General features: G+C 67.7%; 23 protein-coding genes. 15 read left to right on the forward strand and 8 right to left on the reverse strand.

Going from position 1 to position 26,984, the window contains the following annotated elements; translation table 11 throughout:
• Window positions 1-24 precede the first annotated feature (24 nt).
• The 8 genes from F624_RS0104735 to F624_RS0104770 all read left to right on the forward strand — a co-directional run bounded on the left by F624_RS0104735 (window position 25) and on the right by F624_RS0104770 (window position 8,011).
• Window positions 25-1,233 (forward strand): CaiB/BaiF CoA transferase family protein, encoded by a 1,209-nt coding sequence (locus F624_RS0104735; RefSeq protein ID WP_019573119.1) that lies wholly within the window; start codon window positions 25-27, stop codon window positions 1,231-1,233.
• Between the two features lie 115 nt (window positions 1,234-1,348).
• Window positions 1,349-2,335, forward strand: coding sequence for a Bug family tripartite tricarboxylate transporter substrate binding protein (locus F624_RS0104740; protein ID WP_019573120.1), 987 nt, complete (start codon window positions 1,349-1,351; stop codon window positions 2,333-2,335).
• 115 nt (window positions 2,336-2,450) lie between these two features.
• Window positions 2,451-4,358 (forward strand): acyl-CoA synthetase, encoded by a 1,908-nt coding sequence (locus tag F624_RS0104745; protein ID WP_019573121.1) that lies wholly within the window; start codon window positions 2,451-2,453, stop codon window positions 4,356-4,358.
• A 34-nt stretch (window positions 4,359-4,392) separates the two neighbouring features.
• Window positions 4,393-5,397: a Bug family tripartite tricarboxylate transporter substrate binding protein gene (locus F624_RS0104750; RefSeq protein WP_019573122.1), complete on the forward strand. Its 1,005-nt coding sequence runs from the start codon at window positions 4,393-4,395 to the stop codon at window positions 5,395-5,397.
• 28 nt (window positions 5,398-5,425) lie between these two features.
• A complete protein-coding gene (locus tag F624_RS0104755) occupies window positions 5,426-6,181 on the forward strand; it encodes an electron transfer flavoprotein subunit beta/FixA family protein (protein ID WP_019573123.1) in 756 nt (251 codons plus the stop codon).
• Window positions 6,182-6,183: 2 nt separating this feature from the next.
• Window positions 6,184-7,116 carry an electron transfer flavoprotein subunit alpha/FixB family protein gene (locus F624_RS0104760; RefSeq protein WP_019573124.1) on the forward strand — a complete coding sequence of 311 codons (933 nt, stop codon included), beginning with the start codon at window positions 6,184-6,186 and terminating at the stop codon, window positions 7,114-7,116.
• Between the two features lie 254 nt (window positions 7,117-7,370).
• On the forward strand, window positions 7,371-7,727 hold the full coding sequence (locus F624_RS33915) for a type II toxin-antitoxin system RelE/ParE family toxin (protein WP_084679412.1): 357 nt from the start codon (window positions 7,371-7,373) through the stop codon (window positions 7,725-7,727).
• Window positions 7,724-8,011: a helix-turn-helix domain-containing protein gene (locus F624_RS0104770; protein ID WP_019573126.1), complete on the forward strand. Its 288-nt coding sequence runs from the start codon at window positions 7,724-7,726 to the stop codon at window positions 8,009-8,011. The genes F624_RS33915 and F624_RS0104770 overlap by 4 nt, the downstream gene beginning before the upstream one ends.
• 53 nt (window positions 8,012-8,064) lie before the next feature.
• On the opposite strand, the gene F624_RS0104775 is transcribed toward F624_RS0104770, so the two are convergent.
• From F624_RS0104775 to F624_RS0104790, 4 genes are all read right to left on the reverse strand, one after another.
• A complete protein-coding gene (locus F624_RS0104775; RefSeq protein ID WP_019573127.1) occupies window positions 8,065-8,745 on the reverse strand; it encodes a GNAT family N-acetyltransferase in 681 nt (226 codons plus the stop codon).
• 22 nt (window positions 8,746-8,767) lie between these two features.
• A complete protein-coding gene (locus F624_RS0104780; RefSeq protein ID WP_019573128.1) occupies window positions 8,768-9,019 on the reverse strand; it encodes a DUF3297 family protein in 252 nt (83 codons plus the stop codon).
• Window positions 9,020-9,109: 90 nt separating this feature from the next.
• On the reverse strand, window positions 9,110-10,411 hold the full coding sequence (locus F624_RS0104785) for a UDP-N-acetylglucosamine 1-carboxyvinyltransferase (RefSeq protein ID WP_019573129.1): 1,302 nt from the start codon (window positions 10,409-10,411) through the stop codon (window positions 9,110-9,112).
• A gap of 156 nt (window positions 10,412-10,567) precedes the next feature.
• Window positions 10,568-12,085 (reverse strand): AMP-binding protein, encoded by a 1,518-nt coding sequence (locus F624_RS0104790; RefSeq protein WP_019573130.1) that lies wholly within the window; start codon window positions 12,083-12,085, stop codon window positions 10,568-10,570.
• A gap of 272 nt (window positions 12,086-12,357) precedes the next feature.
• Here F624_RS0104790 and F624_RS0104795 point away from each other — a divergent pair, with 272 nt between their 5' ends.
• Window positions 12,358-13,743 (forward strand): glycerophosphodiester phosphodiesterase family protein, encoded by a 1,386-nt coding sequence (locus F624_RS0104795; protein ID WP_019573131.1) that lies wholly within the window; start codon window positions 12,358-12,360, stop codon window positions 13,741-13,743.
• A gap of 15 nt (window positions 13,744-13,758) precedes the next feature.
• Here the strand turns inward: F624_RS0104795 and F624_RS0104800 are convergent, their stop codons facing one another.
• Complete coding sequence (locus F624_RS0104800; RefSeq protein WP_019573132.1) at window positions 13,759-16,317, reverse strand: DEAD/DEAH box helicase; 2,559 nt, start codon at window positions 16,315-16,317, stop codon at window positions 13,759-13,761.
• A gap of 86 nt (window positions 16,318-16,403) precedes the next feature.
• On the opposite strand from F624_RS0104800, the gene cobT reads away from it, so the two are divergent.
• On the forward strand, window positions 16,404-17,492 hold the full coding sequence (cobT, locus tag F624_RS0104805; protein ID WP_019573133.1) for a nicotinate-nucleotide--dimethylbenzimidazole phosphoribosyltransferase: 1,089 nt from the start codon (window positions 16,404-16,406) through the stop codon (window positions 17,490-17,492).
• Here cobT and F624_RS0104810 read toward each other — a convergent pair whose 3' ends face one another.
• Window positions 17,493-18,626 carry a GGDEF domain-containing protein gene (locus F624_RS0104810; protein WP_245573559.1) on the reverse strand — a complete coding sequence of 378 codons (1,134 nt, stop codon included), beginning with the start codon at window positions 18,624-18,626 and terminating at the stop codon, window positions 17,493-17,495. It abuts the gene before it with no gap.
• Window positions 18,627-18,867: 241 nt separating this feature from the next.
• Between F624_RS0104810 and F624_RS0104815 the strand changes: the two genes are divergently transcribed.
• The 3 genes from F624_RS0104815 to F624_RS0104825 all read left to right on the forward strand — a co-directional run bounded on the left by F624_RS0104815 (window position 18,868) and on the right by F624_RS0104825 (window position 22,205).
• Complete coding sequence (locus F624_RS0104815) at window positions 18,868-20,058, forward strand: CaiB/BaiF CoA transferase family protein (RefSeq protein WP_051107317.1); 1,191 nt, start codon at window positions 18,868-18,870, stop codon at window positions 20,056-20,058.
• 69 nt (window positions 20,059-20,127) lie between these two features.
• A complete protein-coding gene (locus F624_RS0104820) occupies window positions 20,128-21,132 on the forward strand; it encodes a tripartite tricarboxylate transporter substrate binding protein (RefSeq protein ID WP_019573136.1) in 1,005 nt (334 codons plus the stop codon).
• Window positions 21,132-22,205 carry an AraC family transcriptional regulator gene (locus F624_RS0104825; protein WP_019573137.1) on the forward strand — a complete coding sequence of 358 codons (1,074 nt, stop codon included), beginning with the start codon at window positions 21,132-21,134 and terminating at the stop codon, window positions 22,203-22,205. Before F624_RS0104820 ends, F624_RS0104825 begins: the two co-directional genes overlap by 1 nt.
• A gap of 25 nt (window positions 22,206-22,230) precedes the next feature.
• On the opposite strand, the gene F624_RS0104830 is transcribed toward F624_RS0104825, so the two are convergent.
• Both F624_RS0104830 and F624_RS0104835 read right to left on the reverse strand, forming a co-directional pair.
• Window positions 22,231-23,493, reverse strand: a complete 1,263-nt coding sequence (locus F624_RS0104830) for a serine hydrolase domain-containing protein (protein ID WP_019573138.1) — start codon at window positions 23,491-23,493, stop codon at window positions 22,231-22,233.
• Between the two features lie 260 nt (window positions 23,494-23,753).
• A complete protein-coding gene (locus F624_RS0104835) occupies window positions 23,754-24,389 on the reverse strand; it encodes an NAD(P)H-dependent oxidoreductase (RefSeq protein ID WP_019573139.1) in 636 nt (211 codons plus the stop codon).
• A 315-nt stretch (window positions 24,390-24,704) separates the two neighbouring features.
• On the opposite strand from F624_RS0104835, the gene F624_RS0104840 reads away from it, so the two are divergent.
• Together F624_RS0104840 and F624_RS0104845 are read left to right on the forward strand one after the other, a co-directional pair.
• A complete protein-coding gene (locus F624_RS0104840; protein ID WP_031254126.1) occupies window positions 24,705-25,682 on the forward strand; it encodes a tripartite tricarboxylate transporter substrate binding protein in 978 nt (325 codons plus the stop codon).
• A gap of 91 nt (window positions 25,683-25,773) precedes the next feature.
• Entirely contained in the window at window positions 25,774-26,976 is a 1,203-nt protein-coding gene (locus F624_RS0104845) for a lipid-transfer protein (RefSeq protein ID WP_031254128.1), read from the forward strand.
• The last annotated feature ends 8 nt before the right edge of the window (window positions 26,977-26,984 follow it).

A 26,984-nucleotide genomic window follows, 5' to 3' on the forward strand; every position in this document is an offset into this window, starting at 1 on the left:
AACGATTTGACGGAGACAAGACCCATGACCGCTTCCCCCTCTGGACTGCCGCTGGCCGGCGTCCGTGTGCTCGATCTTTCCCGCGTGCTGGCCGGCCCCTGGTGCGGCATGGTGCTGGGCGATTTCGGCGCCGAGGTGATCAAGGTCGAGCACCCCAAGCGCGGCGATGACACCCGCGACTGGGGCCTGCGCATCGGCGAGACCGAGACCGCCTATTTCAACAGCGTGAACCGCAACAAGCGTTCGGTCACGGTCGACCTCAAGACCCCCGAGGGCCAGCAGATCGTGCGCGACCTGGCCCTGCAATGCGATGTGGTGATCCAGAACTTCAAGTACGGCGATGTCGAGACCATGGGCCTGGGCTACGAGCAGCTCAAGGCGCTCAAGCCCGACCTGATCTACTGCTCGGTATCAGGCTACGACCGCACCGGCCCCGAGGCGGCACGCCCCGGCTACGACCTGCTGGTGCAGGGCGAGGCCGGTCTGATGGCGCTCAACGGTGAGGCCACCCAGCCCCCGCTGAAGTTCGGCGTGGCAGCGGTCGACATGTTCACCGGCATGTACTCGGCGCAGGCCGTGCTGGCGGCCCTGTTCGAGCGCCAGCGCACCGGCCAGGGCCGGCACATCGAGATGGCGCTGTTCGACTGTGGCCTGATGATCACCGCCTACTACGGGCTGGAGGCCTTGCTGCAGCAGAAAGACCCGCCACGCTATGGCAATGCCCACCCCTCGATCGTGCCCTATGGCGTGTTCGATGCGGCCGACGGCCCCTTGGTGATTGCCGTGGGCAACAACGCCCAGTTCGAGCGCTTTGCCCGCGACGTGATCGACCGCCCTGACATCGCCAGCGACGAGCGCTTCAAGACCAACCTGGGCCGCGGCTCCAACCGCGACGAGTTGGTGCCCCAGTTGCTGGCCGAACTGAAGGCCCGCCCACGCAAGCTTTTGCTGGAGCGCCTGGCTGCGGTGGGCATCCCCTGCGGCGAGGTGCTGGGCCTGCACGAGGCCCTGACCTCCGAGCGCGCCGTGCGTGGTGGCCTGGTGACCGAGCAGCCCCACCCGGTGGCCGGCAGCATGGCTGTGCTGGCGCCGCCGTATCGGCTGGATGGCGAGCGTCTGCCGGTGCGCCGCCCCCCACCGGTGCTGGGTGAGGGCACGCAGGATGTGCTGAGTGAGCTGCTGGGCCTGGATGCGGCCCGCGTGGCCGACCTCAAGGCCCGCGGCGTGCTCTGAACCTCTTTTTCTGCCCCTTTCTGATTGCAACAAAGGCAGGCGGGCCACCCGGCCCCAGCCTGCCGACGGAGACTGTTTCATGAGCAAGATTTCTGCTGGCGCCTGGGGCGCCGGAATGCCCCTGGGCCGCCGCTGGGCGCTGGGCCTGCTGAGCGGGCTGCTGGCCGCCCACACCCTGGGTGCTGTGGCGCTGGCGCAGAGCTTTCCGAGCCGCCCGATCAAGCTGATCGTGCCCTTCCCACCCGGGGGGCCCACCGACACCGCCTCGCGCATCGTGGGCCAGCGCCTGGCCGAGCGCCTGAAGCAGCCCGTGGTGGTTGAGAACCGGGCCGGTGCCTCGGGCTCGATTGCCGCGGCGGCCGTGGCCAAGAGCCCGGCCGACGGCTACACCCTGATGATGCTGGCCACCCCCACGCTGCTGGCGCCGCACCTGTACAAGAAGGCCGGCTACGACATCGTGAAAGATTTCAGCCCGGTGGCCACGGTGTACGACCTGCCCATCGTGATGGTGGTCAACCCCACGGTGCTGCCCGACGTGAACACGCTGGCGCAACTCATCGCCAAGGCCAAGGCCCAACCGGGCCAGATCAACTACACCAGCTCGGGCGCCGGCAGCTTTGGCCACCTGAGCATGGAGCTGCTCAAGCAGCTCGGCGGCTTTGACATGCAGCACGTGCCCTACAAGGGGGGCGTGCCGGCCATCACCGACTTGCTGGGTGGCCAGGTGCCGATGATGTATGCCGACCTGGTGGCCGCCTTGCCGCACATCCGCTCGGGCAAGCTGCGCGCCATCGCGGTGGGCTCGCCCCAGCGCGTGAGCATGCTGCCCGATGTGAAGACCGTGGCCGAACAGGGCATCACGGGTTTTGATGCCGTGTCCTGGGGTGGCCTGATGGCCCCGGCCGGCACCCCCAAGGAGGTGGTGAACCGCGTGGCGGACGAGATCAAGGCCATCCTGGCCGAAAAGGAAACGCAGGACAAGCTGCTGCAGGCCGGCACCTTCAGCCGCTTTCAGGGCCCCGAGCAGATGGCCCAGCGCGTGCAGCAGGACGACGCCAAATGGGGCAAGGTGATCCGCGACAAGGGCATTGCGCTCGAGTGAATGCATGCCTGAATCCATGATGATCGGGGTCTCGTAAACGACAGACGGTTGGCGCATCCGGCCTTAACTTGCCGGGTTCTGTCTTGGCCCTTGTCACCTTTCTATTCCAGCTCCCATGCCTGTGATCCACCCGCCTTTTTCTCAAGCCCACCCGGTCCGCAGCCGGGCCGACATCCTGCGCGTCGAACAGGCCCGCCCGCTGGCCGAGGCCTTGCCGGTGCGCAGCACCTACGAGATCTTCTGCAATTCGGCCGCCGCCTTTGGCGACAAGACCGCCTTCACCTTTCTGCGCACGGCCGACCCGGCTGACGCCCCGATCCGCTGGAGCTACCGCCAACTGCTGGCCGGCATCCACCAGACCGCCAACGCGCTGCACAGCCTGGGCTTTCAGCCCACCGACGCGGTGGCCGTGTTGCTGCCGGGTTGCCTGGACTACCACCTGGCCCTGTGGGGCGGTGGCGCGGCAGGCATCGTGCAGCCCTTGAATCCCTTGCTCAGCGATGACAAGCTGGCCTCGCTGCTCAATGCGGCCCAAGCCAAGGTGCTGATCGCCTACGGCGTCGATGCCGATGCCGGCTACTGGACCAAGGCCCTGCACCTGCTGGCCCGGGTGTCCACGCTGCACACCGTGCTGCGCGTGCCGCCGCACGACGAGGTGGCCACGCCCGCGCTGCCCGAGGGCGTGCAGTGCTTCCGTCAGTTGACGGCTGGCCAGCCCGACGACCGCCTGCTCAGCGGCCGCGAGATCCAGCCCACCGACATTGCGGCCTACTTCCACACCGGGGGCACCACGGGGGCTCCGAAGCTGGCCCGGCACAGCCATGGTGCCCAGGTGTTCTCGGCCTGGGCTGGCATCCAGGTGCAAGGCATGGGCCCCCAGGATGTGACCATCAACGGCTACCCGCTGTTCCATGTGGCCGGTGTGCTGGCCGGTTCCTTGAGCGCCTGCTCGGCCGGGGCCGAGACCATCATCCCCACCACCAGCCTGATGCGCAACCGAGCCGTCATCCAGAACTACTGGAAGCTGGTGCAGGCCTACCGCAGCACCGTGCTGTCGGCCGTGCCCACGGTGCTGGCGGCGCTGGCCAATGTGCCGCTCGACGGGGCCGACATTTCTTCGCTGCGCTATGCCCGCACAGGCGCCGCACCCATGCCGCCTGAGCTGGCGCTGCGGTACCAACAGCAGTTCGGCCTGCAGGTGCACGAATCGCTGGGCATGACCGAGATGGCGGGCATTTCCACCATCACCCCGCCCGGCGTGGTGGGGCCGGCAGGTTGCGTGGGCTTTGCCCTGCCTTTTGTGCAGATGCGCATCGTGCGCCTGGACGCCGGCGGCAACGCCAGCAACGAGGACCTGCCCCCAGGTCAGCCCGGCATGATCCTGTTCAAGTCACCCAACCTGTTCTCGGGCTTTCTGGACCCGGCTGACACCGCCAAGGCCTTCACCGCGGACGGCTGGCTGGCCACGGGCGACCTGGGCTTTGTGGATGAGGAAGGGCGCCTGAACATCTCGGGCCGCTCCAAGGACCTGATCATCCGCGGCGGCCACAACATCGACCCCAAGGTGATCGAAGACGCGGTGGCCGCCCACCCGGCCGTGCAGCTCAGCGCGGCCGTGGGTGCGCCCGATGCCTACGCGGGTGAACTGCCCGTGGTCTACGTCACGTTGGTACCCGGCCAGAGCGTCACCGAGCAGGAGCTGCTGGCCTTTGCCGCCAGCCGCGTGGACGAGGGGCCGGCCAAGCCACGCCACATCACCGTGCTCGATCAGATGCCCATGACCAATGTGGGCAAGATCTTCAAGCCCGATCTGCGCGCCCTGGCCACCCGGGCCGTGATCGAGGACCTGGCGCGCCAGTGCGCGACCGAGGCCGGCCTGGCCCAGGCCCCTGAACTGCGCATCGAACATTCAGCCGAGGGCTGGCATGTGGCGCCCGCGAATGGGGAGGCCCCAGAGGCCTGGTCCCAGGCCCTGGCCACCGCCCTGGAGCGCCTGCCCGTCAAGGTGCGTTGGCAAGGCTGAGCATCAGGCCCCAAGAATTCAAAAAGGAGACATCATGAAAGACATCCATCACAGCACCCGCCGCCACTGGCTGGGGCAGGCCGGCGCCGCCGGGCTGCTCCTGGCCGGGGCCTTGCCCCTGCAGGCCGCCGAACCCTGGCCCACCAAGCCGGTCAAGATCATCGTGCCCTTCAACGCCGGTGGCGCCACCGACACGGTGGCCCGCGTGATCGGCGAGAAACTGTCCTCGCGCCTGGGCCAGCCCGTGCTGATCGACAACCGGGGCGGTGCCGCAGGCATCCTGGGCACCGATGCCGTGGCCAAGGCCGCGCCCGATGGCTACACCCTGGTGCTGTCGCTGAGCACCTCGCTGCTGATCAACCAGTTCCTGTACACCAAGATGCCCTACAACGCCCAGCGCGATCTGGCGCTGGTGTCGCTGATCGCCAATGCGCCCACGGTGTTGGTCGTCAATGCCGGCCTGCCGGTGAGCAACGGGGCCGAACTGATGGCCTACATGGCCAAGAACAAGGGCAAGCTGTCGTATGGGTCCTGGGGTGTGGGCTCCCAGGCCCACCTGGCCGGCGCCTACATGAGCCAGGCCCAGGACGCCGACATGTCGCACGTGGCCTACAAGGGCGAGGCCCCGATGCTGCAGGATTTGATTGGCGGCCAGATTCAATTGGCTTTTGCCAGCGCCCTGGGCGCCAAACCCCACATTGAAACGGGTAAGCTCAAGGCCATCGGCGTCACAGGAGAGCAGCGCATGACCGTGCTGCCCAACGTGCCCACACTCCCGGAACAGGGGCTCAAGGACGAGGTGTACCGCACCTCGGGCTGGGTGGGCATGGCAGCACCGGCCAAAACCCCGGTGGACATCGTGCAACGCATCTCGAGCGAGGTGCGCGCGGTCTGCGCGCTACCCGACGTGAAGGAGCGCATAGCGTCCATGGGTTTCATGGCAGTGGGTAACACCCCCGAACAATTCGGTACATTCTACAAACGCGAATTTCCCGTCTGGGAGCGTCTGGTCAAGCAGTCTGGCGCCCAGCTCGACTGAACAAAGCATTCATTCAAGAGGAAGCAACATGAAGATTCTCGTCCCCGTCAAACGCGTGGTGGACTACAACGTGAAGGTCCGGGTGAAGTCGGACAACACGGGTGTGGACATCGCCAACGTCAAGATGAGCATGAACCCCTTTGACGAGATTGCCGTCGAAGAAGCGGTGCGCCTGAAGGAAAAAGGCGTGGCCACGGAGGTGATCGCCGTCAGCTGCGGCGTGGCCCAATGCCAGGAAACCCTGCGCACGGCCATGGCCATCGGTGCGGACCGCGCCATCCTGGTCGAAACCCCCGCCGACCTCGAACTGCAACCCCTGGCCGTGGCCAAGCTGCTCAACGCGCTGGTGGCCAAGGAGCAACCGGGCCTGATCATCCTGGGCAAGCAAGCCATCGACGACGACGCCAACCAGACCGGCCAGATGCTGGCCGCCCTGGCCGACCTGCCCCAGGCCACCTTCGCCAGCAAGGTCGAAGTGGCCGGCGACAAGGTCAACGTCACGCGCGAAATCGACGGCGGCCTGGAAACCCTGAGCCTGTCGATCCCGGCCGTGATCACCACCGACCTGCGCCTGAACGAGCCGCGCTATGTGACGCTGCCCAACATCATGAAGGCCAAGAAGAAGCCGCTGGAGACCGTCAAGCCCGAAGACCTCGGGGTGGACGTGGCCCCGCGCCTGAAGACGCTGAAGGTCAGCGAGCCCCCGAAGCGTGGCGCGGGCGTGAAGGTGGCCGATGTGGCCACCCTGGTGAACAAACTGAAAACTGAAGCCAAGGTGATCTGAACATGACCGCACTTGTTATTGCCGAACACGACAACCAAAGCATCAAGGGCGCGACCCTGAACACCGTGACCGCCGCGCTGCAAGCCGGTGGAGACGTGCACGTGCTGGTGGCAGGCCACAACGCCGGCGCCGCTGCTGCCCAAGCCGCACAAATCGCAGGCGTGAGCAAAGTCATCCACGCCGACAGCGAAGCCCTGGCCCACGGCCTGGCCGAGAACGTGGCCGCGCAAGTCCTGGCCATGGCAGCCAACTACAGCCACATCGTGTTCCCCGCCACCGCCGGCGGCAAGAACGCCGCCCCGCGCGTGGCCGCCAAGCTCGACGTGGCGCAGATCAGCGAAATCAGCAAGGTCATCAGCGCCGACACCTTCGAGCGCCCGATCTACGCCGGCAACGCCATCGCCACCGTGCAAAGCGCCGACGCCACCAAAGTCATCACCGTGCGCACCACGGGCTTTGACGCGGCAGCGGCCACGGGCGGCAGCGCCGCGGTCGAAACCATTGCAGCGCAGGCCGACAGCGGCAAGAGCGCGTTTGTGGGCAGCGAGATCGCCAAGAGCGACCGCCCTGAGCTGACGGCTGCCAAGATCATCGTGTCGGGTGGCCGGGCGCTGGGCAGCAGCGAGAAGTTCAACGAAGTGCTGACCCCCCTGGCCGACAAGCTGGGAGCGGCGCTCGGTGCCAGCCGTGCGGCGGTGGACGCGGGCTACGCGCCCAACGACTGGCAGGTGGGGCAGACGGGCAAGATCGTGGCGCCCAGCCTGTACGTGGCCTGCGGCATCTCGGGCGCGATCCAGCACTTGGCGGGCATGAAGGATTCGAAGGTGATCGTGGCGATCAACAAGGACCCGGAGGCGCCAATCTTCAGCGTGGCCGACTACGGCCTGGAGGCCGACCTGTTTGTGGCCGTGCCTGAGCTGATCAGCCAGCTCTGATCGCAGCTGAGTTGAGGGCCAGCCCCCTGACCAGATAACAAGCCAAATGGGCATCGTTCGCGATGCCCATTTTTTTTCGTAACCACGGGTCATGACTCTTTACTCGTTTGTCCATGGCACTTTCCGCAACCATGCGTACTTCCGTAGTCTCTGAAGCCTTGGCCTTCAGAGCACCTCGCAGAGGCTGTCAATGGGGCCTTCAACCCTGACAGGGGGGGATTCCTTCGAGGTACCTTCTGTCCCAATGGATTAGAATGCGCTGCCTCCAAACCATTGCAGAACTACCGGGCTTTATCCGTGTGGCAGACAAGTTGCTCGGTTTGTCAGAGCGTCAAGAACTGATCCACTATTTGGCATCGCACCCAAAGGCCGGTGATCTGATGGAGGGCACAGGCGGGGTGCGAAAATTGCGGTGGCGTCGAGGTGGCCGAGGCCAAAGCGGTGGAGTGAGGGTCATCTACTATGTTCATGACGAGCACATGCCGCTTTATTTGCTGACCGTGTTTGCCAAAGGTGAGCGCAGCAACCTCAGTCATGCCCAACGCAATGAGTTGGCGGACATGGTTCAGGGTCTGGTCAACATCTGGAAGGCAAAAGCCAGGAAGACATGAGCAAGGCATTCAACAGCATCAAGCAAGGCTTGCAAGAAGCCATTGCCCACGCCGAAGGGCACCAACCTGGCGTCCGCATTCATCGCCCCCGTCCCGTGGATGTGCGGGCCTTGCGTGCCAAAGTCGGAATGACGCAGGCGCAATTTGCAGCTCAATTTGGATTTTCCCCCGCCACACTGCGTCACTGGGAGCGTGGTGACCGCAGACCCCACGGTGCGTCCTTGGTCTTGCTCAACGTGATTGAGCACAATCCTCACGCCGTGATTGATGCTTTGGCGCTTTGAGAGTCAGGGTTAGGTGCCCCAGTCTCTTTGAGAATCGCATCGCGTTGCGCGGATCATGTCTTGGCCACCACGCGCAACAGCAAACTCTGGTGGGTTCTGAACCCCATGTGTTCATACAGCCGCACCGCGCGCTGGTTGCTCGCCATCACATGCAGAAACGGGGTTTGCCCGCGCTGCAACTGGGCTTGCACCACCGTCTCGATCAGCGCCCGTGCCAGGCCTCGGCCTTGCGCCTCGGGCGCGCAGCACACCCCGCTGACCTCACGCAAGTGGCCCAGGTGCAGGCGCTCGCCGGTCATGGCGATCAACCGATCTTCTTCAAACACCCCCCAGTAGTCGCCCATCTCGCGCGTGCGCGGGCCAAAGGGGCCGGGCTGGGTGGCTTGTACCAGGGCCTCGATGGCGGCCTGGTCGGAGGGGCCCAGTCGTCTGGCATGGGCCGGGGGTGAGCCGGAGGGCGCTGCGGCGCTCCACACCATCTGCAAGGCCGGGGCCTCGACCAGCACCTGCCAGCCGGGTGGCGCCTCACCCGCCCAGGCCTTGGCATAAAAGCGTTCGCCGGCCTCGCACAAGGGCGTGAGGGCCGAGAAATCGGGGGCATCAGGCTGGGCAAAGCCCAGCAGCGGGGTGAAGCCCGGGGCGTAGCGCCGGGCCTGGGCGTCGCCCAGCGACCAGGCCGTGTGGGGCCCGTTCAGGCTGTGCCAGAAGGGGTTGTCCAGGGCGGTGAGGTCCATGGGGGGGGCGGCCGAGGGCGGCTTACTTGTAGAAGGCCTCGACCTTGCCCTTGAGGGTGATCAGCAGCGGGCGGCCCTTGCGGTCGCGTGTCTTGCCAGCAGGCACCTTGACCCAGCCTTCGCTGACGCAGTATTCCTCGACGTCGAAGCGCTCCTTGTCATTGAAGCGGATGCCGATGTCGTGCTCGAACACGGCCGCCAGGTGGTGCGGGCTGCGGGGGTCGATGGACAGGTGGTCGGGCAGTTCGGGGCGTTGCGGGGCGGTGTCGCTCATGGAAGGTCTCGGACGGTTCAATGCGTAAAGCGGCGATTGTCCCGCATTTGAGGCGGCCCACCCGGCCTGGCAGGGGGCCGACCTGGGCTTTTACTCTTCGTTCTGCCAGTCGACCTGCACACCGAGGCTGCGCAGGTTTTCCACGAAATGCGGGTGGGCGCGCCGGATCGGTGTGGCGTTGCGGATCTCGGAGCGGCCCTCGATGCTGGCCGCCACCATGAACAGCGCGATCGCTACCCGGATGATGTAGGGGCTTTCGACCACGGCCGGGCTCAGGGGCTTGCCGCCGAAGGTGATCAGGCGGTGCGGGTCGGACGAGAACACATGGGCGCCGAACTTGGACAGCTCGCCCGTCCAGCCCAGGGCCCCGTCGTAGACCTTGTTCCAGAACATGGTGTTGCCCTGGGCGCGCACGCCCAGCGCAATGAAGATGGGCAGCAGGTCGACCGGGAAATAGGGCCAGGGGGCGGCTTCGACCTTGGTCAGCACATTGCTGGTGAATGGCGTCTGCACGCGCAGCTCGCCTGGCACGCTGGCACGCGACCAACCGTCTTCGTGCGTGATCTTGACGCCGAACTTGGCAAAGGTGCGGTCGATCAGCGGAAAGTTGTCGGGTGCGCTGTTGCGCACCACCACGTCGCCGCCGGTGATGGCACCCAGGGCCAGGAAGGTGGTGATTTCGTGAAAGTCTTCGTCAAAGCGGAACTCGCCGCCGCCCAGCCGGGCGCCGCCATGCACGGTGATGCGCGAGGTGCCCAGGCCTTCGATGGGCACGCCCAGCATCTGCATGAAGCGGCAGAACTCCTGCACATGGGGCTCGGAGGCCGCGTTGGTCAGGGTCGAGGTGCCCTCGGCCACCGCTGCGCACAGCACGAAGTTCTCGGTGGTGGTGACCGAGGCGTAGTCCAGCCAGTGCTGGGTGGGGCGCAGGCGGCCCGGGCTGTGCACCAGCAGCGAGCCTTCGGCCCGCTCGACCCGGCCGCCGAACTGCTGGAACACCTCCACATGGGGGTCGATTTCGCGCACGCCCAGGGTGCAACCCTTGACGTTGTCCTCGAGCCGGGCCACGCCAAAACGCGCCAGCAGCGGCGGCACCAGCATGATGGACGAGCGCATCTCCTCGGGCAGGTGGTGGCGCGTGGGGTCGAAACAGGTGTTCTGGTGGTGCAGTTCGAGCACGCCGCTGGCGTGGTCCATGCGCACCTCGCTGCCCAGGGTGCGGAAGATGTCCAGGATCTTGCGCACATCGGTGATGTCGGGCACGCCCAGCAGCTTCAGGGGTTGGTCGCTGAGCAGGGTGGCGCACAGCACGGGCAGCACGGCGTTCTTGTTGGCAGAGGGGATGATGCGGCCGCGAAGGGGGGTGCCGCCGTGCACGATGAGATTGGACATGGTCTGGGGGAACTGAAGCGAAATACGCCTTTTGGCGTGTCAAAGCCCTGGCAATGTACCAGCCGCAGGCCCCCGGCTGCCGCTGGCAGCCCCAAACGCCCGGTCAGGAGCGGGGTCGGCGTGACGGTTTGCACGCTCCGCCGGGTGGGCCAGGCCTCAGGGAGCGGGTGCCCGCAGCAGGTGTTTCATGATCTTGCCGGTGGGCGTGCGTGGCAGTTCGGTGCGGAACTCGTAGTGGCGTGGAATTTTGTAACGGGCCAGTCGCGGGGCCAGGAAGGCGCTGAGTTCTTCGGCGCTGGCCTGTTGCCCCTCGCGCAGCACCAGCACGGCGCACACGGTCTCGCCCCATTCGGGGTGGGGCCGACCGATCACGGCCACATCGAGCAGGGCGGGGTGCGGCCCCAGGGCGTCCTCGACCTCCTTGGAGTAAACATTTTCACCTCCGGTGATGATCATGTCTTTGGCGCGGTCGACGATGAACAGAAATCCGTCCGCATCGGCCTGCGCCAGGTCACCCGTGCGGTACCAGCCGTCTGGCGTGAAGGCCTGGGCGCTGGCCTCGGGGTCGTCCAGGTAGCCTTTCATCATCGCTTCGGTGCGGAACTGGATCTCGCCCACCACGCCGGCGGGCACGGGCTGGGCGTCCAGGTCCACCAGGCGCATCTGCACGCCCGTGGTGGTGGCGCGCCCGATCGAGCCCGCCTTGGCCAGCGCGTGCTCGGGGTACAGGGCCGTGCCCAAGGGGCCGGTCTCGGTCATGCCATAGACCTGAACAAAGTTCTCGGTGCCATAGGCCTCGATCAGGCGCAAGGCCATGTCGCGCCCCAGTGGGCCACCGCCGTAGATCCAGCGGCGCATGCTGGACAGGTCGTGGGCGCGCAGCGCCGGCACGGCGTGCAATGGGGCCAGCAGGGCCACCGGGGCGGCAAAGGTCATGGTGATCTTTTCGGCTGCAATGGCCTCGATGAAGGCCTGCGCCTGGTATTCGCGCAGCACCACCACGGTGCCACCCACGGCCAGGGTGCCCAGGGTCCAGTTGTTGAGCGGCGATGCGTGCCAGATCGGCATCGCCACCAGCATGCGGGTGTCGTTGCCGATGCCGATGCTGGCCGCGCAGGCCAGCGCCTGCTGGAACACGGTGTGGTGCGTGTGCAGGCAGCCCTTGGGCTTGCCGGTGGTGCCCGAGGTGTAGAGGATTTCGGCCAGGCTGTCGCCCGACAAGGGCGCGTTATCGGCATCAGGCAGGGGCTTGGCGGCGGCCAGCAGGGTGTCGAAGCAGGGCAGACCCGGGTGGGGGCTGTCGGTGCTCAGGGCCGTCACGGGCAGGCCTGTTTGGTGGAGCACGCCGGCCAGGCTGCCGTCGATGACACAAAGGCGCGCCTGGCAATGCCCCAGGATGTGCGCCAGCTCGGGGGCCGCCAGCTTGTGGTTGACCGGCACCACGCTGGCCCCCAGGCGCCAGGCACCGTAGGCCGCCTGCAGAAAGCCGGGCGTGTTTCGGCACACCAGGGCCACCCGGTCGCCGGCACCCACCCCCAGGTCCTTCAGCACCCGCGCTGCCTGCCGGGTCTGTTGTACGAAATCGGGGTAAGGCGTGCCGTGGTGCTGGTAGCGGATGGCATCGTGCTCGGGAAAGCTGCGCGCCGTGGCGTGCAGCAGGGTGATCAGGTCCATGGCTTGTCTCCGTTGCTTGGTTTTGGGGGGCAATCAAGTCTAGGTTTGGCGCCGACGGCAGGTGTCCGGATCTGATGCTCCTGCGATCGCAGGCGGCGGCGTCTGGCCTGGCGGGGATGGGCCGGTGGGCACCGGCCTGGGCTGTTCAGATTTGCCTTCACGCTGTTGCAGGCCAAAGGCGCCCGCCTTGTTGGATTTACACGGCATTTACATCACGCTGTCACACGCAGCTTTCAGCATGGTGTTTTGTCCATGGAGCGAGGAAATAGATCATGAAAAACACATCGACCCCGACACGCCGCCTGCAAACCGGCTTCACCCTGAGCCTGCTGGTCGGCCTGCTGGGCCTCTCGGCCTGTGGTGGTGGCGACAGTGGCCCCAACATCTTCGGTTTCAACACCCTGGACGGTAGTCAGCCCCTGGTGATCGGCCACCGCGGCCTGCCTGGCCTGTACCCCGAAGAAACCCAGCCGGCCTACGAAGGCGCGGCCGATGCCGGTGCCGACTCGCTGGAAGAAGACCTGCACCTCACCAAGGACTGCGTGCTGGTGGCCCGCCACAACCCCTGGCTGAGCGACAACACCAACATCAGCACCGTGGCGCAGACCAACGCCGTGGTGGCGGCCCGCAAGCGCACCGTGCCGGGTGTGCAGGTGCCGGTGACCTATTCGCTGGCCCAGTATGGCGGCCCCGCCACCTACCTGAGCGACCGCACCAGCAGCGACCCCAAGTCGGTGCTCAAGTCGCTGGTGGTGGATGGCGAGGACCACACCGGTGACTGGTCGATCACCGACTTCACCGTGGCCGAACTCAAGCAGTGGCTGGGTGGCACCACCTACGATGCCCGCAACGAGCGCCCCACCGCCCTCAATGGCAAGTACCCCATCCTGACCATGCAGGAGATCATCGACATTGCCAAGGCCAAGAGCGCCAGCACCGGTCGCACCCTCACGGTCTACCCCGAGGCCAAGAACCCCTATTGGAACAACGCCCAGGCCATTGCCAACGGCTGCGGTACCGGCACCCACCCGTTTGAAGACGCCATCGTCAAGCTGATCAAGGACAACAACCTGAACAGCAAGACCGCGCCGATCTTCGTGCAGTCCTTCGACCCGGCCAGCCTCAAGTACATGCGCTCGATCGGCCTGAACACCCGCGTGGTGCAGCTGATCGACGGCAACGACGTCAACTACAAGACGGGCGAAATGATCTACCAGACCAACGACGAGTACAACTTCGTCGATGGCCGCCCTTACAGCTGGACCGTCAATGGCGATGGCCGCTATTTCGGCGCCATGCTGACCCCCGCCGGCCTGGCCGAGATCAAGACCTATGCCGACGGCATCGGTCCCTGGAAGCCGCAGGTCATGGCCCTCAAGGTGTCGCCGTTCCCAACCACCGCCGGCTACACCGGTTCGTTGGCCGACGTGAACTCGGTCACCCCCACCAGCCTGATCAACGATGCCCATTCGGCCGGCTTGTTTGTGCACGTCTACACTTTCCGCAACGAGCAGAAGTACCTGGCCGGCTTCTACAAGGGTGACCCGACCGCCGAATACCTGACCTTCTACCGCGCTGGCGTGGACGGCGTGTTCTCCGACTTTGCCAACACCGCCTTCGCGGCGCGCACGGCTTACCGCAAGGAACGCGGCATTTGAGGAGCAGGCCGGCGTTCAGCCGGCCTCAGCGTCTAGCGGCGCCAGCAAACCCTCCAGCTCCGTCGCACTGAACTTGCCCGCCTCGGCGGGGTCGCTGCCCAGCAGGCTTTCGGCCAGCTGGGCTTTGCGCTTTTGCAAGGTCAGCATCCGCTCTTCGATGCTGCCCTGTACCACCAGCCGGTACACAAACACGCTATGGGTCTGGCCGATGCGGTGGGCGCGGTCGGTGGCCTGTTGTTCGACGGCGGGGTTCCACCAGGGGTCGAGGTGGATCACGGTGTCGGCGGCGGTCAGGTTCAGGCCGGTGCCGCCAGCCTTCAGGCTGATCAGGAACACAGGGGCCTGCTGGGCCTGGAAGGCCTGCACCAGGGCGCCGCGCTCGGCCACCGGGGTGTCGCCGGTCAGGCGCAGCCAGGCGATGCCCTGGGCGTCGAGCAGCTCGCCCACCCGGGCCAGCAGGCCGGTGAACTGCGAGAACACCAGCACCCGCCGGCCTTCGTCCACCAGCCCTGGCAACAGGGTCTGCAGGTCTTCCAGCTTGGCGCCCAGCAGGTCGGCGGGCACGGGCAGGCCGGGTACCAGGTGCGGGTCGCAACACACCTGGCGCAGCTTGAGCAGGGCATCCAGGATGGTGATCTGCGAGCTGGCAAAGCCTTGGCGCTGCAGCACCCGGCGCAGCAGGTGGTCGGCCGCCACGCGCACGCTTTCGTACAGCTCGCGCTGCACGCCCTGCAGCGTCACGTTGCGGGTGATCTCGATCTTGGGCGGCAGCTCGGTGGCCACCTGGTCCTTGCGCCGGCGCAGGATGAAAGGCCGCACCCGCGCCGCCAGCAGGCGCGCGCGCAGGGTCTCGCCGTTGACCTCGATGGGCTTGCGCCAGTGCTGCTGAAAATGCCGTGCCGTGCCCAGAAAACCCGGCATCAGAAAGTCGAACAACGACCACAGCTCGCCCAGGTGGTTCTCCAGCGGGGTGCCGGTCAGGCACAGGCGGTGTTCGGCCCGCAACTGGCGCAGGGCCCGGGCGCTGCGGCTGTCGGCGTTCTTGACCATCTGGGCTTCGTCCAGCACCACCCATTGCCAGGCTTGCTCGCGCAGGGCCCGCACATCGCGCCAGGCCAGGGCGTAGCTGGTCAGCACCACCTGGTACTGGCCCAGGTGGGCAAAGTGCTCGGCCCGTTCACTGCCGTGCAGCGTCAGCACGCGCAGGCCGGGGGCCAGGCGTTGCAGTTCGAGCTGCCAGTTGAAGATCAGCGAGGCTGGCAGCACCACCAGGGCGGGCTGTTGCAGGCGCCCGACCTGGTGCTCCAGCAGCAGGTGGGCAATGGTCTGCGCCGTCTTGCCCAGGCCCATGTCGTCGGCCAGCACACCGTGCAGGCCGTGCTCGCGCAGGTATTGCAGCCAGGCCAGGCCCTGCAACTGGTAGGGGCGCAAGGGCAGGGGCCAGCCGGCGGGCGCGGCCACGGGCGGCGGGCTGCCGGCCTGGCGCAGGCGCTGCACCCAGGGGCCCAGGCTGTCTTCGCCCTGCACATGCCAGGGCACGGGGGCGGGGGGCGTCGCTGTGCCGCTGGCCTCCAGCGGGGCCCGCAGCTGCTCCAGCCGGGGCAGGTCCCAGGCCTGCAGGCGCCAGGGGCCGGCGGCCTGGCGCGGGTCGCTCAGCAGGTCGAGCAGGGCGGCCACGATGGGCTTGAGGGTGCCGGCGGGGGCCTCCAGCCGCTTGCCGCCGGGGGCGCGCAGCGTCACCACGCTCAGGTCGTCGATGGCGCGCAGGCGCTCTGTGCTCAGCCAGCGGGCGTCACGCCGCAGCAGGTCGGCCAGGATGGGCCCCAGGTCCAGCGTCTGGCCTTCGATCACCACACCCAGGGTCATGAACCAGGTCCCGCTGCGCGCCGGCAGGCCCAGCGGGGCCGGCTCGAGGGGGCGCTGGCCCAGCGGGCCGACCACCTGGCGGCCCAGTACCTCGCCGGTGTCGGGCTCGATCAGCAGGCGCCAGGCCTCCACCGGCACGCTCTGGTGGGCAAAGCCGGGTTTCACCACCACGCGCCAGCCGGCGGCCTGCAGCAGCGGCACCTCATCGGCCCAGAAGTCGCCAAAGGCTTCTTCCTGGGGCAGGGACCACAGGCCTAGGGCGCGCTCCTCGGGCCAGGCCTGGGCTTCGGCCTCGGGCGAGCGCCACTGCAAGGTGTCCGCCTTCAGCGGGTGCAGGCCCAGGTTGCGCAGGCGATCGGTGGCCTGGGCCTCGGCCGCCAGGTCGCGGTGCAGCAGCACGGCCTGGCCGCTGGCGTCGGTGAGGCGTTCGGTGGGCAGCGGGCGCTGGCCCAGCACGCTGCGCGGGGCCGGCGTCTGCCACAAGGGTTGCTCGTTCACCAGGTACAGCCAGTCGACCCAGGCCACCGTGACTTGATCGGCCCGTGGGCCGAACACGCCGTCGCGGCACAGGCCCAGCAGCCCGTCGCCACGGCCCAGGGTCTGCAGCGTCAGGCAGGGCGTGAGCCTGCCCTGCACGGTGCGCAGGCCGGGGCGGCGCGGCGGGGGCGGGATGGCAGAGGCAGGAATAGAGGGCGGCAGCGCAGGCATGGCCGCCGATTGTCGCCTTGTCAGACCGCCGGGCCCGGGCTGTCGGGGGAGGACAATGCGGGTTTTGCGCAATTTTGAGTTCATCCATGTCCCTGGCCACCCCCTCCACCTTGCCCTTGATCCCTGACGTGCCCGATCTGCACGATGCCGCGCTCACCGCGCGCCTGCAGCACCTGATCGATCACAAGACCAAGCCCCTGGGCGCCCTGGGGCAACTGGAGTCGCTGGCCCTGCAGCTGGGCCAGATCCTGGGCAGCGAGGCCCCCGCCCTGCGCCAGCCCCAGATGCTGGTCTGCGCGGGCGACCATGGCCTGGCGGCGCGCGGGGTGTCGGCCTACCCGGCGGACGTGACCTGGCAGATGGTCGAGAACTTTCTGGCCGGTGGCGCGGCTGTCAGCGTGCTGGCCCGCCAGCATGGCCTGGCCCTGACCGTGGTCGACTGCGGCGTGCGCCGCGATTTTGAGCCCCGTCCCGATCCGGTGCCGGGCGCGCCGCGCTTGTTGCTGCGCAAGGTGGCCCCCGGCACGGCCGACGCGGTCGACGGCCCAGCCATGACGGCCGCCCAATGCGAGCAGGCGCTGCGCCAGGGCCGTGAGGTGCTGGCCGGCCTGCCCGGCAACACCTTGCTGCTGGGCGAGATGGGCATTGGCAACACCTCGTCGGCCTCCTTGCTGCTGGCGTGGGCCAGCGGCCGCCCGGTGGCCGAGTGCACAGGCCGCGGCACGGGCCTGGACGAACCTGGCGTGGCCCGCAAGGTGGCCGTGCTGGAGCAGGTGATGGCGCGCCACGCCGACATCGGCCGCGACCAGCCCTTGCGTGCCCTGGCCGCCTTCGGTGGTTTCGAGGTGGTGACCCTGGTGGGCGCGGTGCTGCAGGCCGCCGCCGAGCGCCGCGTGGTGGTGGTCGATGGCTTCATCACCACGGCCGCCGTGCTGCTGGCCTGCGAACTGGCGCCCGCGGTGCGCCAGCGCTGCGTGTTTGCGCACCAGTCGGGTGAGCGCGGCCATGCCCTGATGCTGCAGCAGTTGCAGGCCGAGCCCCTGCTGAGCCTGGGCTTGCGCCTGGGCGAGGGCTCGGGCGCGGCGCTGGCCTGGCCTTTGCTCGATTCCGCCTGCCGGGTGCTGGCCGAGATGGCCAGCTTCGAATCCGCCGGGGTGTCGCAGCAGCAGGCTTGATCAACCCGCCCGCACACAATTGCGGCCATCGTTCTTGGCCTGGTAGAGCGCCTTGTCGGCGCGTGCCAGCAAGGCGTCAATCGATTCTCCGGGCTCGACGGCCGTGGCCACGCCGATGCTCACCGTGCAGCCCAGGGCCGGTGGCACCGGCTGGGCCTGGCGCACGCGCTCGGCCACCCCCAGGGCGGTGGCCGCATCGGTGCCGGGCAGCAGCACCAGGAACTCTTCGCCGCCATAGCGCCCCAGCAGGTCGGTCTGGCGCAGCATGCGGCGGGTGCGCGCGGTGAACTCGATCAGCGCGGCGTCCCCCTGCTGGTGGCCGAACTGGTCGTTGATGGCCTTGAAATGGTCCAGGTCCAGCATCATCAGCGATACCGGGTCGCCGTTGCGGCGCAGCCGGGCCAGTTCCTCTTCGGCGCGCTGCAGCACGGCACGCCGTGTCAGGGCCTGGGTCAGGGTGTCGTGGCTGGCCAGGTGCTCGAACTCGATGCGCAGCCGCTCGGTGGCGCACAGCACCGAACCCACGGTCAGCATCAGGATGGCCACGGCATTGCCCGACAGGTAGGCCAGTTGCATCAGGCCGGGCTCCATCAGGCCTTCACCCGCGTGCCCCAGCAAGACACTGATCAGGCGGGCGCCCAGGATGGTGCTTTGCAGACCCAGCACCAGCACCACCACGGTCTGGCTGAAGCTGGTGGGCTGACGCATCATGAAGCGCATCTGGGTCAGAAACAGCGCACCCATCAGGCTGGTGAACAGGATCAGTCGCACGTCGTACGAGGGCGACACCCAGGTGAACCAGGCCATCACAGGCAGGCAGCCGAGCACCACCAGGGTCCAGCCCTTCCAGCGCGCTTGGCCCGTGAAAAAGTATTGATTGCCGACGTGGTAGGCCAGCACGCCACCCATCAGGACTTCATTGGCCAGCACCACCGAGAAGAGATCCGGCAGGTGCCCGCGCAGGCCGAACAGCACCGTGCTGGCGCACCACAACAGCGGCGCGCAGGTCAACAAACCCAGGCCTTGACGCAGATGGCGTGGGTAGCTGCGGCGCATGAAGATCAGCACCAGTGACATCAGCAGGGCCAGCAGGCCCGACAGCATCATGATCGACCGGGCGTCGAGTGCAGACAAAGGGTGGCTTTCTGGCAGATCAATGGTGTGTCGCCTGGTCAAGCCCTTGGGCGACAGGCGGTTCGCACAACAGTATACGAAGCCTTTACAGAGCCCGAGAGTTTCACATCTGCTGGTTTTCCCGGCCTTTTTTGTTCGTTGTCGAACTGAACGTTCCGGCCAATGGCTTTGATCGGCTCGGCCATTGCAGGGGGCGGGCAGGGCTGCCTAGACTGGGCTGGTTATTCACCCACGCGACGCCATGACTCCGACCCTTGCTCCACCCGTGACCTCTGCCAGCCCGGCCCAGGCGGCCCCCTTGGCGGGCGTGCGCGTGCTCGACCTGACGCGCCTGCTGCCTGGGCCGATGTGCACCTTGCACCTGGCCGATCTGGGGGCCGAGGTGATCAAGATCGAGGACACCGGAGCCGGTGACTATGCGGCCCCTGCCGTGCGCGAACTGGTCAACCGCAACAAGCTGGGCCTGCGCCTGGATCTGAAACAGCCGGCGGGCCTGGCCGTGCTGCAGCGCCTGGCGCGTGAGGCCGATGTGCTGGTCGAGGGCTTTCGCCCGGGCGTGATGGCGCGCCTGGGCGCCGGCTACCCGGCGCTGGCCGCCATCAACCCGCGCCTGGTCTATTGCAGCCTCACCGGCTACGGCCAGACCGGCCCGCTGCGTGACGCGGCGGGCCACGACCTCAATTACGCCGGCCTGGCCGGCGTGGCCGAGCAGATCGGGCAACCCGGCCAGCCGCCCGCCTTGTCCAACGTGCCGGTGGCCGATCTGCTGGGGGGCAGCATGACCGCGGTGATGGGCATCCTGGCCGCCTTGTTCGATGCCCAGCGCACGGGGCTGGGGCGCCATGTCGACATCGCCGTGGCCGACGGGGTGCTGGCCCATGCCGTGCTGCCGCTGGCGGCGGTCAACACCCAGGGCCACACCAGCCCGGTGGGCCAGGGCAAGCTGACCGGGGCCTTGCCCTGTTATGCGGTGTACACGGCCGCCTGCGGCGGGCACCTGGCCGTGGCAGCCCTCGAGAAGAAGTTCTGGGACCTGTTCTGCCAGCACGTCGGCCGGCCCGAGTGGCAGGCCCGTCACCAGCCCGCCACGCCGGCCGGCTGCGAGCAGATGCGTGCCGAGCTGCAAGCCCTGATCGGCAGCCAGCCCTTGGCCTGGTGGGCCGAGCACCTGGCGGGCGTGGACTGCTGTGTCACCCCGATCCTGAAACTCGAAGAGGCGTTGGAGCATCCGCAGTTCCAGGCCCGGGGCATGGTGCTGCAGCAGCCTGAAGGGCAGCGCCAGCTGGCCTGCCCGGTGCGCATGAGCGGCTATGAATTTGCCCTGCGGCAACCGGCGCCCCGGCCCGGCGAGCACACCGACCCCGTGCTGGTCCAGGCCGGCTACAGCGCCGGTGAGATCGAGGCCCTGCGCGCCCAAGGGGCCGTGGCCTGAGCGGGGCCCGTCTGAATCAGCGGGCAGGGCCCTCGGCCCGCCCAGGATAAAAACCAAGGAGACAAGCCTATGAAGACCGGATTCTGGACAGGGCGTGCGCGCCCGCTGGCCCGCCGCGCCGTGATGGGGGCCCTGCTGGCCGCACTGGGCTGCCTCACCATGGCCCCTGCGCTGCAGGCCGCCGAGGCCTACCCCAGCAAACCCATCACCCTGATCCTGCCGTTCCCGCCCGGCGGGGCCACGGATGTGCAGCTGCGCGCCCTGGCGCTGGCGGCCCAGCGTGAGCTGGGTCAGCCCATCGTCATCGTCAACCGTCCCGGCGTGGGCGGCACCCTGGGGCCGGCCGCCATGGCCCAGAGCGCCGCGCCCGACGGCTACACCATCGCGTTGATCGCGGCCACGCTGTTCCGCCTGCCCCACCTCATGAAGGTGAGCTATGACCCGGTGGCCGATTTCAGCTACCTGATCTGCCTGACCGGCTACACCAACGGCCTGGTGGTGCGCCAGGACGCCCCCTGGAAGACCGTGCAAGACCTGCTGGCCGATGCACGCAAGCAGCCCGGCGCCATCAGCTTCGGCAGCACGGGGCGCGGCAGCAGCGGCCACATCGCGATGGAGCGCCTGGCGCGGGCGGCCGGGGTGCAGTTCAATTTCATCCCCTACAAGGGCATGGCCGAAGAGACGGCGGCCCTGCTGGGTGGGCACCTGATGGTCATCTCCGACCCGGGCTGGGGCGCGCTGGCCGAGTCGGGCAAGGCCCGGGTGCTGGCCACCCTGGGCGAGAGCCGCCTCAAGCGCTGGCCCGAGGTGCCCACCCTGCGCGAACTGGGCTTTGACCTGGTGGTCAATTCGCCCATCGGCCTGGCCGGCCCCAGGGGCATGGACCCGAAAGTGGTCAAGGTGCTGCACGACGCCTTCCGCAAGGCCATGGCCGACCCCGGCTTCAACCGCGCGCTGGAGCAGAACGACCAGGTGCCCCTGTACCTGAGTGCCGAGGACTACACCCGCTACGCCGCGGAACAGACCGCGCGTGAGAAGGTGTTCGTGCAGGAACTGGGCCTTAAACTCGACTGATGCCATCGACCGAGGTGACCCGACACACCATTGCCATCCTGCAGGTCAGCCAGATCCTGCAGGGCGTGCGTGGCCGTGGCGTCGATGTGCAGGCCTTGCTGCGCCGCGCCGGCATCGTGCCGGCGCTGCTGGATTCGCCGCTGTCGCGCGTCACGCAGGCCCAGTATGCGGCGCTGATCAAGCTGCTGAGCCGCAGCACCCGCGATGAGTTGTGGGGCCTGTGCAGCCAGCCTGTGCCGCTGGGCCACTTTGCCCAGATGTGCCGCCTGCTGGTGCAATGCCGCACCCTGGGCGAGGCCTTGCGCACCGGCCTGGCCTACTACCACCGCGTGCTGCCCGACTTCGTGCCCCGCCTGGTGGTGCACGAGGGGCAGGCCGCCGTGCGCCTGGTGGGGCAGGGCGAGCGGGCCCTGGAGCGAGGCTACGCCGACCGCACCTTCTGCTTTTTCACCTACGGGCTGGCCTCGTGGCTGGTGGCGCGCCGCATCCCGGTGCTGGAGGTGATGTACCGGCCCATCGACCAGGGCTACAGCAGCGATGCGGGGCGCCTGTTCCAGGCACCCGTGGTGTACGACCACCCCTGGGTGGGCTTTCGCTTCGAGGCCCGCTGGCTGGATCTGCCGGTGGTGCAGACGCCGCAAAGCCTGCAGGAGTTTCTGCGCCAGGCGCCGGCCAGCCTGCTGATCCGCTACCGCGACCAGACCAGCCTGAGCGAGCGCATCCGCCGCTTGCTGAGGCGCCACCTGGCGGGCGAGATGCCCTCGCTCGAATTCGTCTCCGACTACCTGGCCATGACCCCGCAGACCCTGCGCCGGCGCCTGCGCGACGAGGGCCTGGGCTACCAGGCCATCAAGGACGACCTGCGCCGCGATGCCGCCATCGAGTACCTGGGCCAGCCCGAGCTGACGCTGCTGGACATCGCCAACCGCCTGGGCTTCTCCGAGGCCAGCACTTTTCACCGCGCCTTCAAGGGCTGGACCGGCCTGGCCCCGGGGGTGTACCGGCAGACCCTGTTGCGGCCGCACGCCGAGGCCGGGGTGTCGGACCTGGCGACCCGGGCCTTGCCGCACTGAGGCCTCGGCGGATGCCCGTTCCGGATCAGCCCCGCATCAGCGCCTCGGCCACCGCCGCGAAGGCCGGCAGCGTGATCGGGTCGTTGCCCACGCCGCTGGCCACCGGGTGCGAGCCGGTGCGCACGATCACCATCTCGGCGGCGGGGTCGATGTAGATGCACTGGCCGTGCACGCCGCGCGCCATGTAGGCGCCATGGGCGTTGTGGCTGACCCACCACATGCTGCGGTACGACCAGCCCGGCAAGGTGGCGCGGTAGCCCTCGGCCTGGGCAAAGTGGCTGCGCTGGCCGCCGGCCTCGATGTCGGCCACCACCGCCTCGGGCACCACCTGACGGCCGTTGAAGCGGCCGCGCAGGCGCATCATCTCGCCAAAACGGGCCAGATCGCGCACGGTGGCGCTCATGCCGCCGCCGCCGAAGGCCGCGCCCGTGGCGTCCTGTGAAATCGCCGCGTCGTGCGCCGTGCCCAGGGGCTGCCACAGCCGCTGCGAGATCTGCGTGGCCAGGCGCTGGCCATGCAGGCGCTCCAGCAGCCAGCCCAGCACCTGGGTGTTGACGGTCTTGTAGGCAAAGGCGGTGCCATGCTCGCCCTGCTGGCGCAGCGTGGCCAGGAACTCGCCATAGCTGAGCGGGCCGGCATAGCCCTCGGGGCGGGGCAGCAGGCCGCCGGCGCGCGAGAAATCCCAGATGCCGGCCTGCGGGTCGGCATAGTCTTCCGAATAATCCAGCCCGATCAGCATGTCCATCACCTGCCGCACGCTGGCCGTGCCATAGGCGCTGTGGCGCAGTTCGGGCAGCAGCTCGGCCACGGGCTGCTGGGGGTCGAGCCGGCCCTGGTGCACGTCCATGGCGGCCAGTGTGCCGACAAAGGATTTGGTGACCGAGAACAGCGCATGGCCCCGATCAGCAGCGCCTTCGCCAAAGTAGTCCTCCTGCACCACACGGCCCCGGTGCAGCACCAGGATGCCGTCGTAGTAGGTGCGCAGCAGCGCCTCGCGCCAGCTCATCGCTTCACCGGGCATGGACGTGAAGCGCAGGGCATCCAGGTCATCGCGCAGGGCCAGCGGCAACGCACTGGGGGCGCCAGGTGCGCGCTCGATCGCCGTGGTCGGCACAAACTCGCGCAGGTGGCTCAGGCTCCAGCGCAGCTGCGGAAAGCGCAGAAAGCTGCCGTCGTCAAACCGGATGGTCTTGTCGGCCGGCGGCGGCGAGCCCTGCATCCAGCCCAGGGCCCGTGGGTCGCTGGCGTGGGCGTCGGGCCAGGTGGGGGGCGTGAGGGTGTCTGACATGGGTGCATTCCTGGGGACCAAGTGGATCGTCATTGTGGCGACCTTTGGTGGCCAGTCGATTTCGCTGACGCGACAGTCGGGCATTTTGAGAAACGATTAAAAAACGGTCGCTCATCAAAAAAACGCTTAGGTTTCAAGAAATTCGATGATTTCTGGCACCGATGCCCATTTTTTGATTAAAAGCCAAGCCCCAAAACAAACGGCCCGTGACCACCACAGGGGCGGGCACGGGCCGTCAGGGCATCAGCGGAGCGCTGTGCTTACTTCACTTCGCTCACGAACTGGGTGTTCGGGCGGCGCACCTTCTTCAGGTTGACCAGCCAGTCCTTGTCTTCTTCGCGGTAGCCCAGCGGCAGAATGATCACGCTGCGCAGGCCCTTGGCGCGCAGGCCCAGGATCTCGTCGAGGGCGGCGGGGTCGAAGCCTTCCATGGGGGTGGCGTCCACACCTTCGGCGGCAGCGGCGATCAGGGCGGTGCCCAGGCCGATGTAGGCCTGGCGGGCGGCGTGCTGGTAGTTGGCTTCGGCGTCACGGCCGGGGTAAAGCGCCAGCAGCTTGGCGCGGTAGGCTTCCCAGCCTTCGTTCTTGAAACCACGTTCGTCATTGGTCAGGTCGAACATGTGGTTGATGCGATCGGCGGTGTAGTTGTCCCAGGCGGCAAACACGATCAGGTGCGAGCCGTCGGTGACCTGGCCCTGGTTCCAGGCGATGGCCTTGATCTTCTCGCGCACTTCGGGGTTGGTCACCACGATCAGCTCGTAGGGCTGCAGGCCGCTGGAGGTGGCGGTCAGGCGCACCGCTTCGATGATGCTGTCGACCTTGTCCTGGGGGACGGCCTTTTGCGGGTTCATCTTCTTGGTGGCATAGCGCCACTTGAGCAAATCGTTCAGGTTCATGCTGCGGACTCGGCAATGGGATTGGATGGATTTTTGACCCGGTGTGCCATCGCTGGGCCAGGTGTGCGTTGCATTCTGCCACCGACCTTGTTTTCTTGCCGGCAACGCAATATTTCCAAATTGGAGACAGTGCTTGTTGCGTAAAGCGCGTTGCACCAGCCTGTTGGTGCACGGTGCCCTGAACGCGGCCCTTGGTATTTTCTGCCAATCAGATTGGCTCAATCCGCGATTGGCCTGCTCTCCTGAAATGCGCAAACTGAAGGCCTGAATCCGCTCGAAGAAGCGGGTCGGGTCCTCAAAACCAGGAGACAAGACATGCGCGTTTCACGTCGATCAGCCTTGCAGGCCCTCGCGGCCATGGGGCTGGCTGCAGGCGGGGGCTCCGCCTTTGCCCAGGCCTATCCGGCCAAGCCCATCCGTCTGGTGGTGCCTTACCCGGCGGGTGGGGGCACCGACATCCTGGCCCGCATCCTGGCCACCCAGCTGGCGCAAAGCTGGGGTCAGCCGGTGCTGGTCGACAACAAGCCCGGGGCCAGCGGCATGCTGGGCAACGACATCGTGGCCAAGGCCGCGCCCGACGGCTACACCGTGCTCGTCAGCATCACGGCCATGATCCAGTCGCCAGCCCTTTATGCCAAGGTGCCCTACGACGTGCTGCGCGACTTCGCCCCCGTGTCGCAACTGGCCACCTCGTCCGATCTGTTCATCGTGCCGTTCAGTTCGCCGGCCAAGACCCTGGCCGAGTTCATTGCCCTGGCCAAGGCGCGGCCGGGCAAGCTCAACTACGGCACCTATGGCAACGGCACCTCCTCGCACATGCATGGCGAGCTGCTCAAGATGGCCGCGGGCATCCAGCTGATCTCGGTGCCCTACAAGGGTGCCGGCCCCGAGGTGAACGACCTGCTGGGCGGCCAGCTCGACTCGGCCTTTGTCGACGCCACCTCCATCACCCCGCACCTGCGCTCGGACCGCATCCGCGTGCTGGCCATCACCGGCACCCAGCGGCACCCGTCGCTGCCCGAGGTGCCCACCCTGGGCGAGCAGGGGCTCAAGGGCTTTGAATCCAACGGCTGGTTTGGCGTGTTTCTGCCCGGCGGCACACCGCGCCCCATCGTCGACAAGCTGGCGGCCGAGGTGCAGCGCATCGTGGCGGGGGCCGAACTCAGCGGCCGCCTCAAGGCCATGGGCCTGACGCCGGTGGGCGGCACGCCCGAGCAGTTGCAGGCCGTGCTGAGCAACGACCTGCCCAAGTGGGAGCGCATCGTGCGCGAGGCCCGCATTGCCATCGAGTAGCCGCCGGCATCGGCCTTCGATTTCCGCTTTCCGCTTTCCGCTTTCCGCTTTCCCGAACCCTGGGCCCGAGTTGGGCCCGCAGGAGACCTCCATGAGTGCTGTTCAAGCGTCGCAACGTGCCGTCCATGTGGTGGGCGTGGGCATGATCCCCTTCACCAAACCCGGGGCCAGCGAGCCCTACACCGTGATGGGCGCCCGCGCCGCCCGCCTGGCCCTGGACGATGCCAAGGTCGACTACGCCCTGGTGCAGCAGGCCTATGTGGGCTATGTGTACGGTGATTCGACCGCCGGCCAGGCCGCGATCTACGGCGTGGGCCTGAGCGGCATCCCGGTTTTCAACCTGAACAACAACTGCTCCACCGGGTCGAGCGCGCTGTTCCTGGCGCGCCAGGCGGTGGCCAGCGGCATGGTCGAGTGCGCCATTGCGCTGGGTTTCGAGCAGATGCAGCCCGGCGCGCTCAAGGGCGCCTGGGACGACCGCCCCTCGCCCATGGCCCGCTTTGCCGAGGCCATGGATGCGCACCAGGGCTACGAGCCCCAGACCCCGCGCGCCGCGCAGTTCTTCGGTGGCGCCGGGCGCGACTACATGCGCCAGTACGGCGCCCGGGCCGACACCTTTGGCCGCATCTCGGTCAAGGCGCGCCAGCACGCCGCACGCAACCCGCTGGCCCTGTTCCGCCAGCCCCTGACGCTGGACGAGGTGATGGCCTCGGCCACCGTGTTCGACCCGCTCACGCGCTTCCAGTGCTGCCCGCCCACCTGCGGGGCCGCTGCAGCGGTGGTGTGCTCGGCCGACTTTGCCAAGCGCCACAAGCTCGACCAGCGCGTGGTGATCGCCGCCCAGGCCATGACCACCGACACCCCCAGCACCTTCGAGAGCGACGACATGCGCAAGGTGGTGGGCTACGACATGAGCGCGGCAGCCGCACGCCAGGTGTACGAGGCGGCCGGCATCGGCCCCGAAGACCTGGACGTGGTGGAGCTGCACGACTGCTTCACCGCCAACGAACTCATCACCTACGAGGCCCTGGGCCTGACCCCCGAGGGCACGGCCGAGAAGTTCATCCTCGACGGCGACAACACCTATGGCGGGCGCATCGTCACCAACCCCTCGGGCGGCTTGTTGTCCAAGGGCCACCCGCTGGGTGCCACGGGCCTGGCCCAGTGCACCGAGCTGGTGTGGCAGTTGCGCGGCCAGGCCGAGCAGCGCCAGGTCGAGGGCGCCCGCCTGGCCCTGCAGCACAACCTGGGCCTGGGCGGGGCCTGCGTGGTCACCCTGTACCAAGCCGTTTGAAGGGGCAC

The sequence above is a fragment of the Curvibacter lanceolatus ATCC 14669 genome, assembly GCF_000381265.1.
Taxonomy (GTDB): Bacteria; Pseudomonadota; Gammaproteobacteria; order Burkholderiales; family Burkholderiaceae_C; genus Curvibacter; species Curvibacter lanceolatus.

What these genes read in the sequence shown, in the direction of transcription:
- F624_RS0104795 (WP_019573131.1), top strand. Translation starts at nt 12,358, where the DNA reads ATGAAAAACACATCGACCCCGACACGCCGCCTGCAAACCGGCTTCACC.
- F624_RS0104790 (WP_019573130.1), bottom strand. Translation starts at nt 12,085, where the DNA reads ATGGACCTGATCACCCTGCTGCACGCCACGGCGCGCAGCTTTCCCGAG.
- cobT (WP_019573133.1), top strand. Translation starts at nt 16,404, where the DNA reads ATGTCCCTGGCCACCCCCTCCACCTTGCCCTTGATCCCTGACGTGCCC.
- F624_RS0104830 (WP_019573138.1), bottom strand. Translation starts at nt 23,493, where the DNA reads ATGTCAGACACCCTCACGCCCCCCACCTGGCCCGACGCCCACGCCAGC.
- F624_RS0104820 (WP_019573136.1), top strand. Translation starts at nt 20,128, where the DNA reads ATGAAGACCGGATTCTGGACAGGGCGTGCGCGCCCGCTGGCCCGCCGC.
- F624_RS0104770 (WP_019573126.1), top strand. Translation starts at nt 7,724, where the DNA reads ATGAGCAAGGCATTCAACAGCATCAAGCAAGGCTTGCAAGAAGCCATT.
- F624_RS0104745 (WP_019573121.1), top strand. Translation starts at nt 2,451, where the DNA reads ATGCCTGTGATCCACCCGCCTTTTTCTCAAGCCCACCCGGTCCGCAGC.
- F624_RS0104825 (WP_019573137.1), top strand. Translation starts at nt 21,132, where the DNA reads ATGCCATCGACCGAGGTGACCCGACACACCATTGCCATCCTGCAGGTC.
- F624_RS0104775 (WP_019573127.1), bottom strand. Translation starts at nt 8,745, where the DNA reads ATGGACCTCACCGCCCTGGACAACCCCTTCTGGCACAGCCTGAACGGG.
- F624_RS0104815 (WP_051107317.1), top strand. Translation starts at nt 18,868, where the DNA reads ATGACTCCGACCCTTGCTCCACCCGTGACCTCTGCCAGCCCGGCCCAG.
- F624_RS0104755 (WP_019573123.1), top strand. Translation starts at nt 5,426, where the DNA reads ATGAAGATTCTCGTCCCCGTCAAACGCGTGGTGGACTACAACGTGAAG.
- F624_RS0104760 (WP_019573124.1), top strand. Translation starts at nt 6,184, where the DNA reads ATGACCGCACTTGTTATTGCCGAACACGACAACCAAAGCATCAAGGGC.
- F624_RS0104735 (WP_019573119.1), top strand. Translation starts at nt 25, where the DNA reads ATGACCGCTTCCCCCTCTGGACTGCCGCTGGCCGGCGTCCGTGTGCTC.
- F624_RS33915 (WP_084679412.1), top strand. Translation starts at nt 7,371, where the DNA reads ATGCGCTGCCTCCAAACCATTGCAGAACTACCGGGCTTTATCCGTGTG.
- F624_RS0104780 (WP_019573128.1), bottom strand. Translation starts at nt 9,019, where the DNA reads ATGAGCGACACCGCCCCGCAACGCCCCGAACTGCCCGACCACCTGTCC.
- F624_RS0104845 (WP_031254128.1), top strand. Translation starts at nt 25,774, where the DNA reads ATGAGTGCTGTTCAAGCGTCGCAACGTGCCGTCCATGTGGTGGGCGTG.
- F624_RS0104840 (WP_031254126.1), top strand. Translation starts at nt 24,705, where the DNA reads ATGCGCGTTTCACGTCGATCAGCCTTGCAGGCCCTCGCGGCCATGGGG.
- F624_RS0104835 (WP_019573139.1), bottom strand. Translation starts at nt 24,389, where the DNA reads ATGAACCTGAACGATTTGCTCAAGTGGCGCTATGCCACCAAGAAGATG.
- F624_RS0104750 (WP_019573122.1), top strand. Translation starts at nt 4,393, where the DNA reads ATGAAAGACATCCATCACAGCACCCGCCGCCACTGGCTGGGGCAGGCC.
- F624_RS0104800 (WP_019573132.1), bottom strand. Translation starts at nt 16,317, where the DNA reads ATGCCTGCGCTGCCGCCCTCTATTCCTGCCTCTGCCATCCCGCCCCCG.
- F624_RS0104785 (WP_019573129.1), bottom strand. Translation starts at nt 10,411, where the DNA reads ATGTCCAATCTCATCGTGCACGGCGGCACCCCCCTTCGCGGCCGCATC.
- F624_RS0104740 (WP_019573120.1), top strand. Translation starts at nt 1,349, where the DNA reads ATGCCCCTGGGCCGCCGCTGGGCGCTGGGCCTGCTGAGCGGGCTGCTG.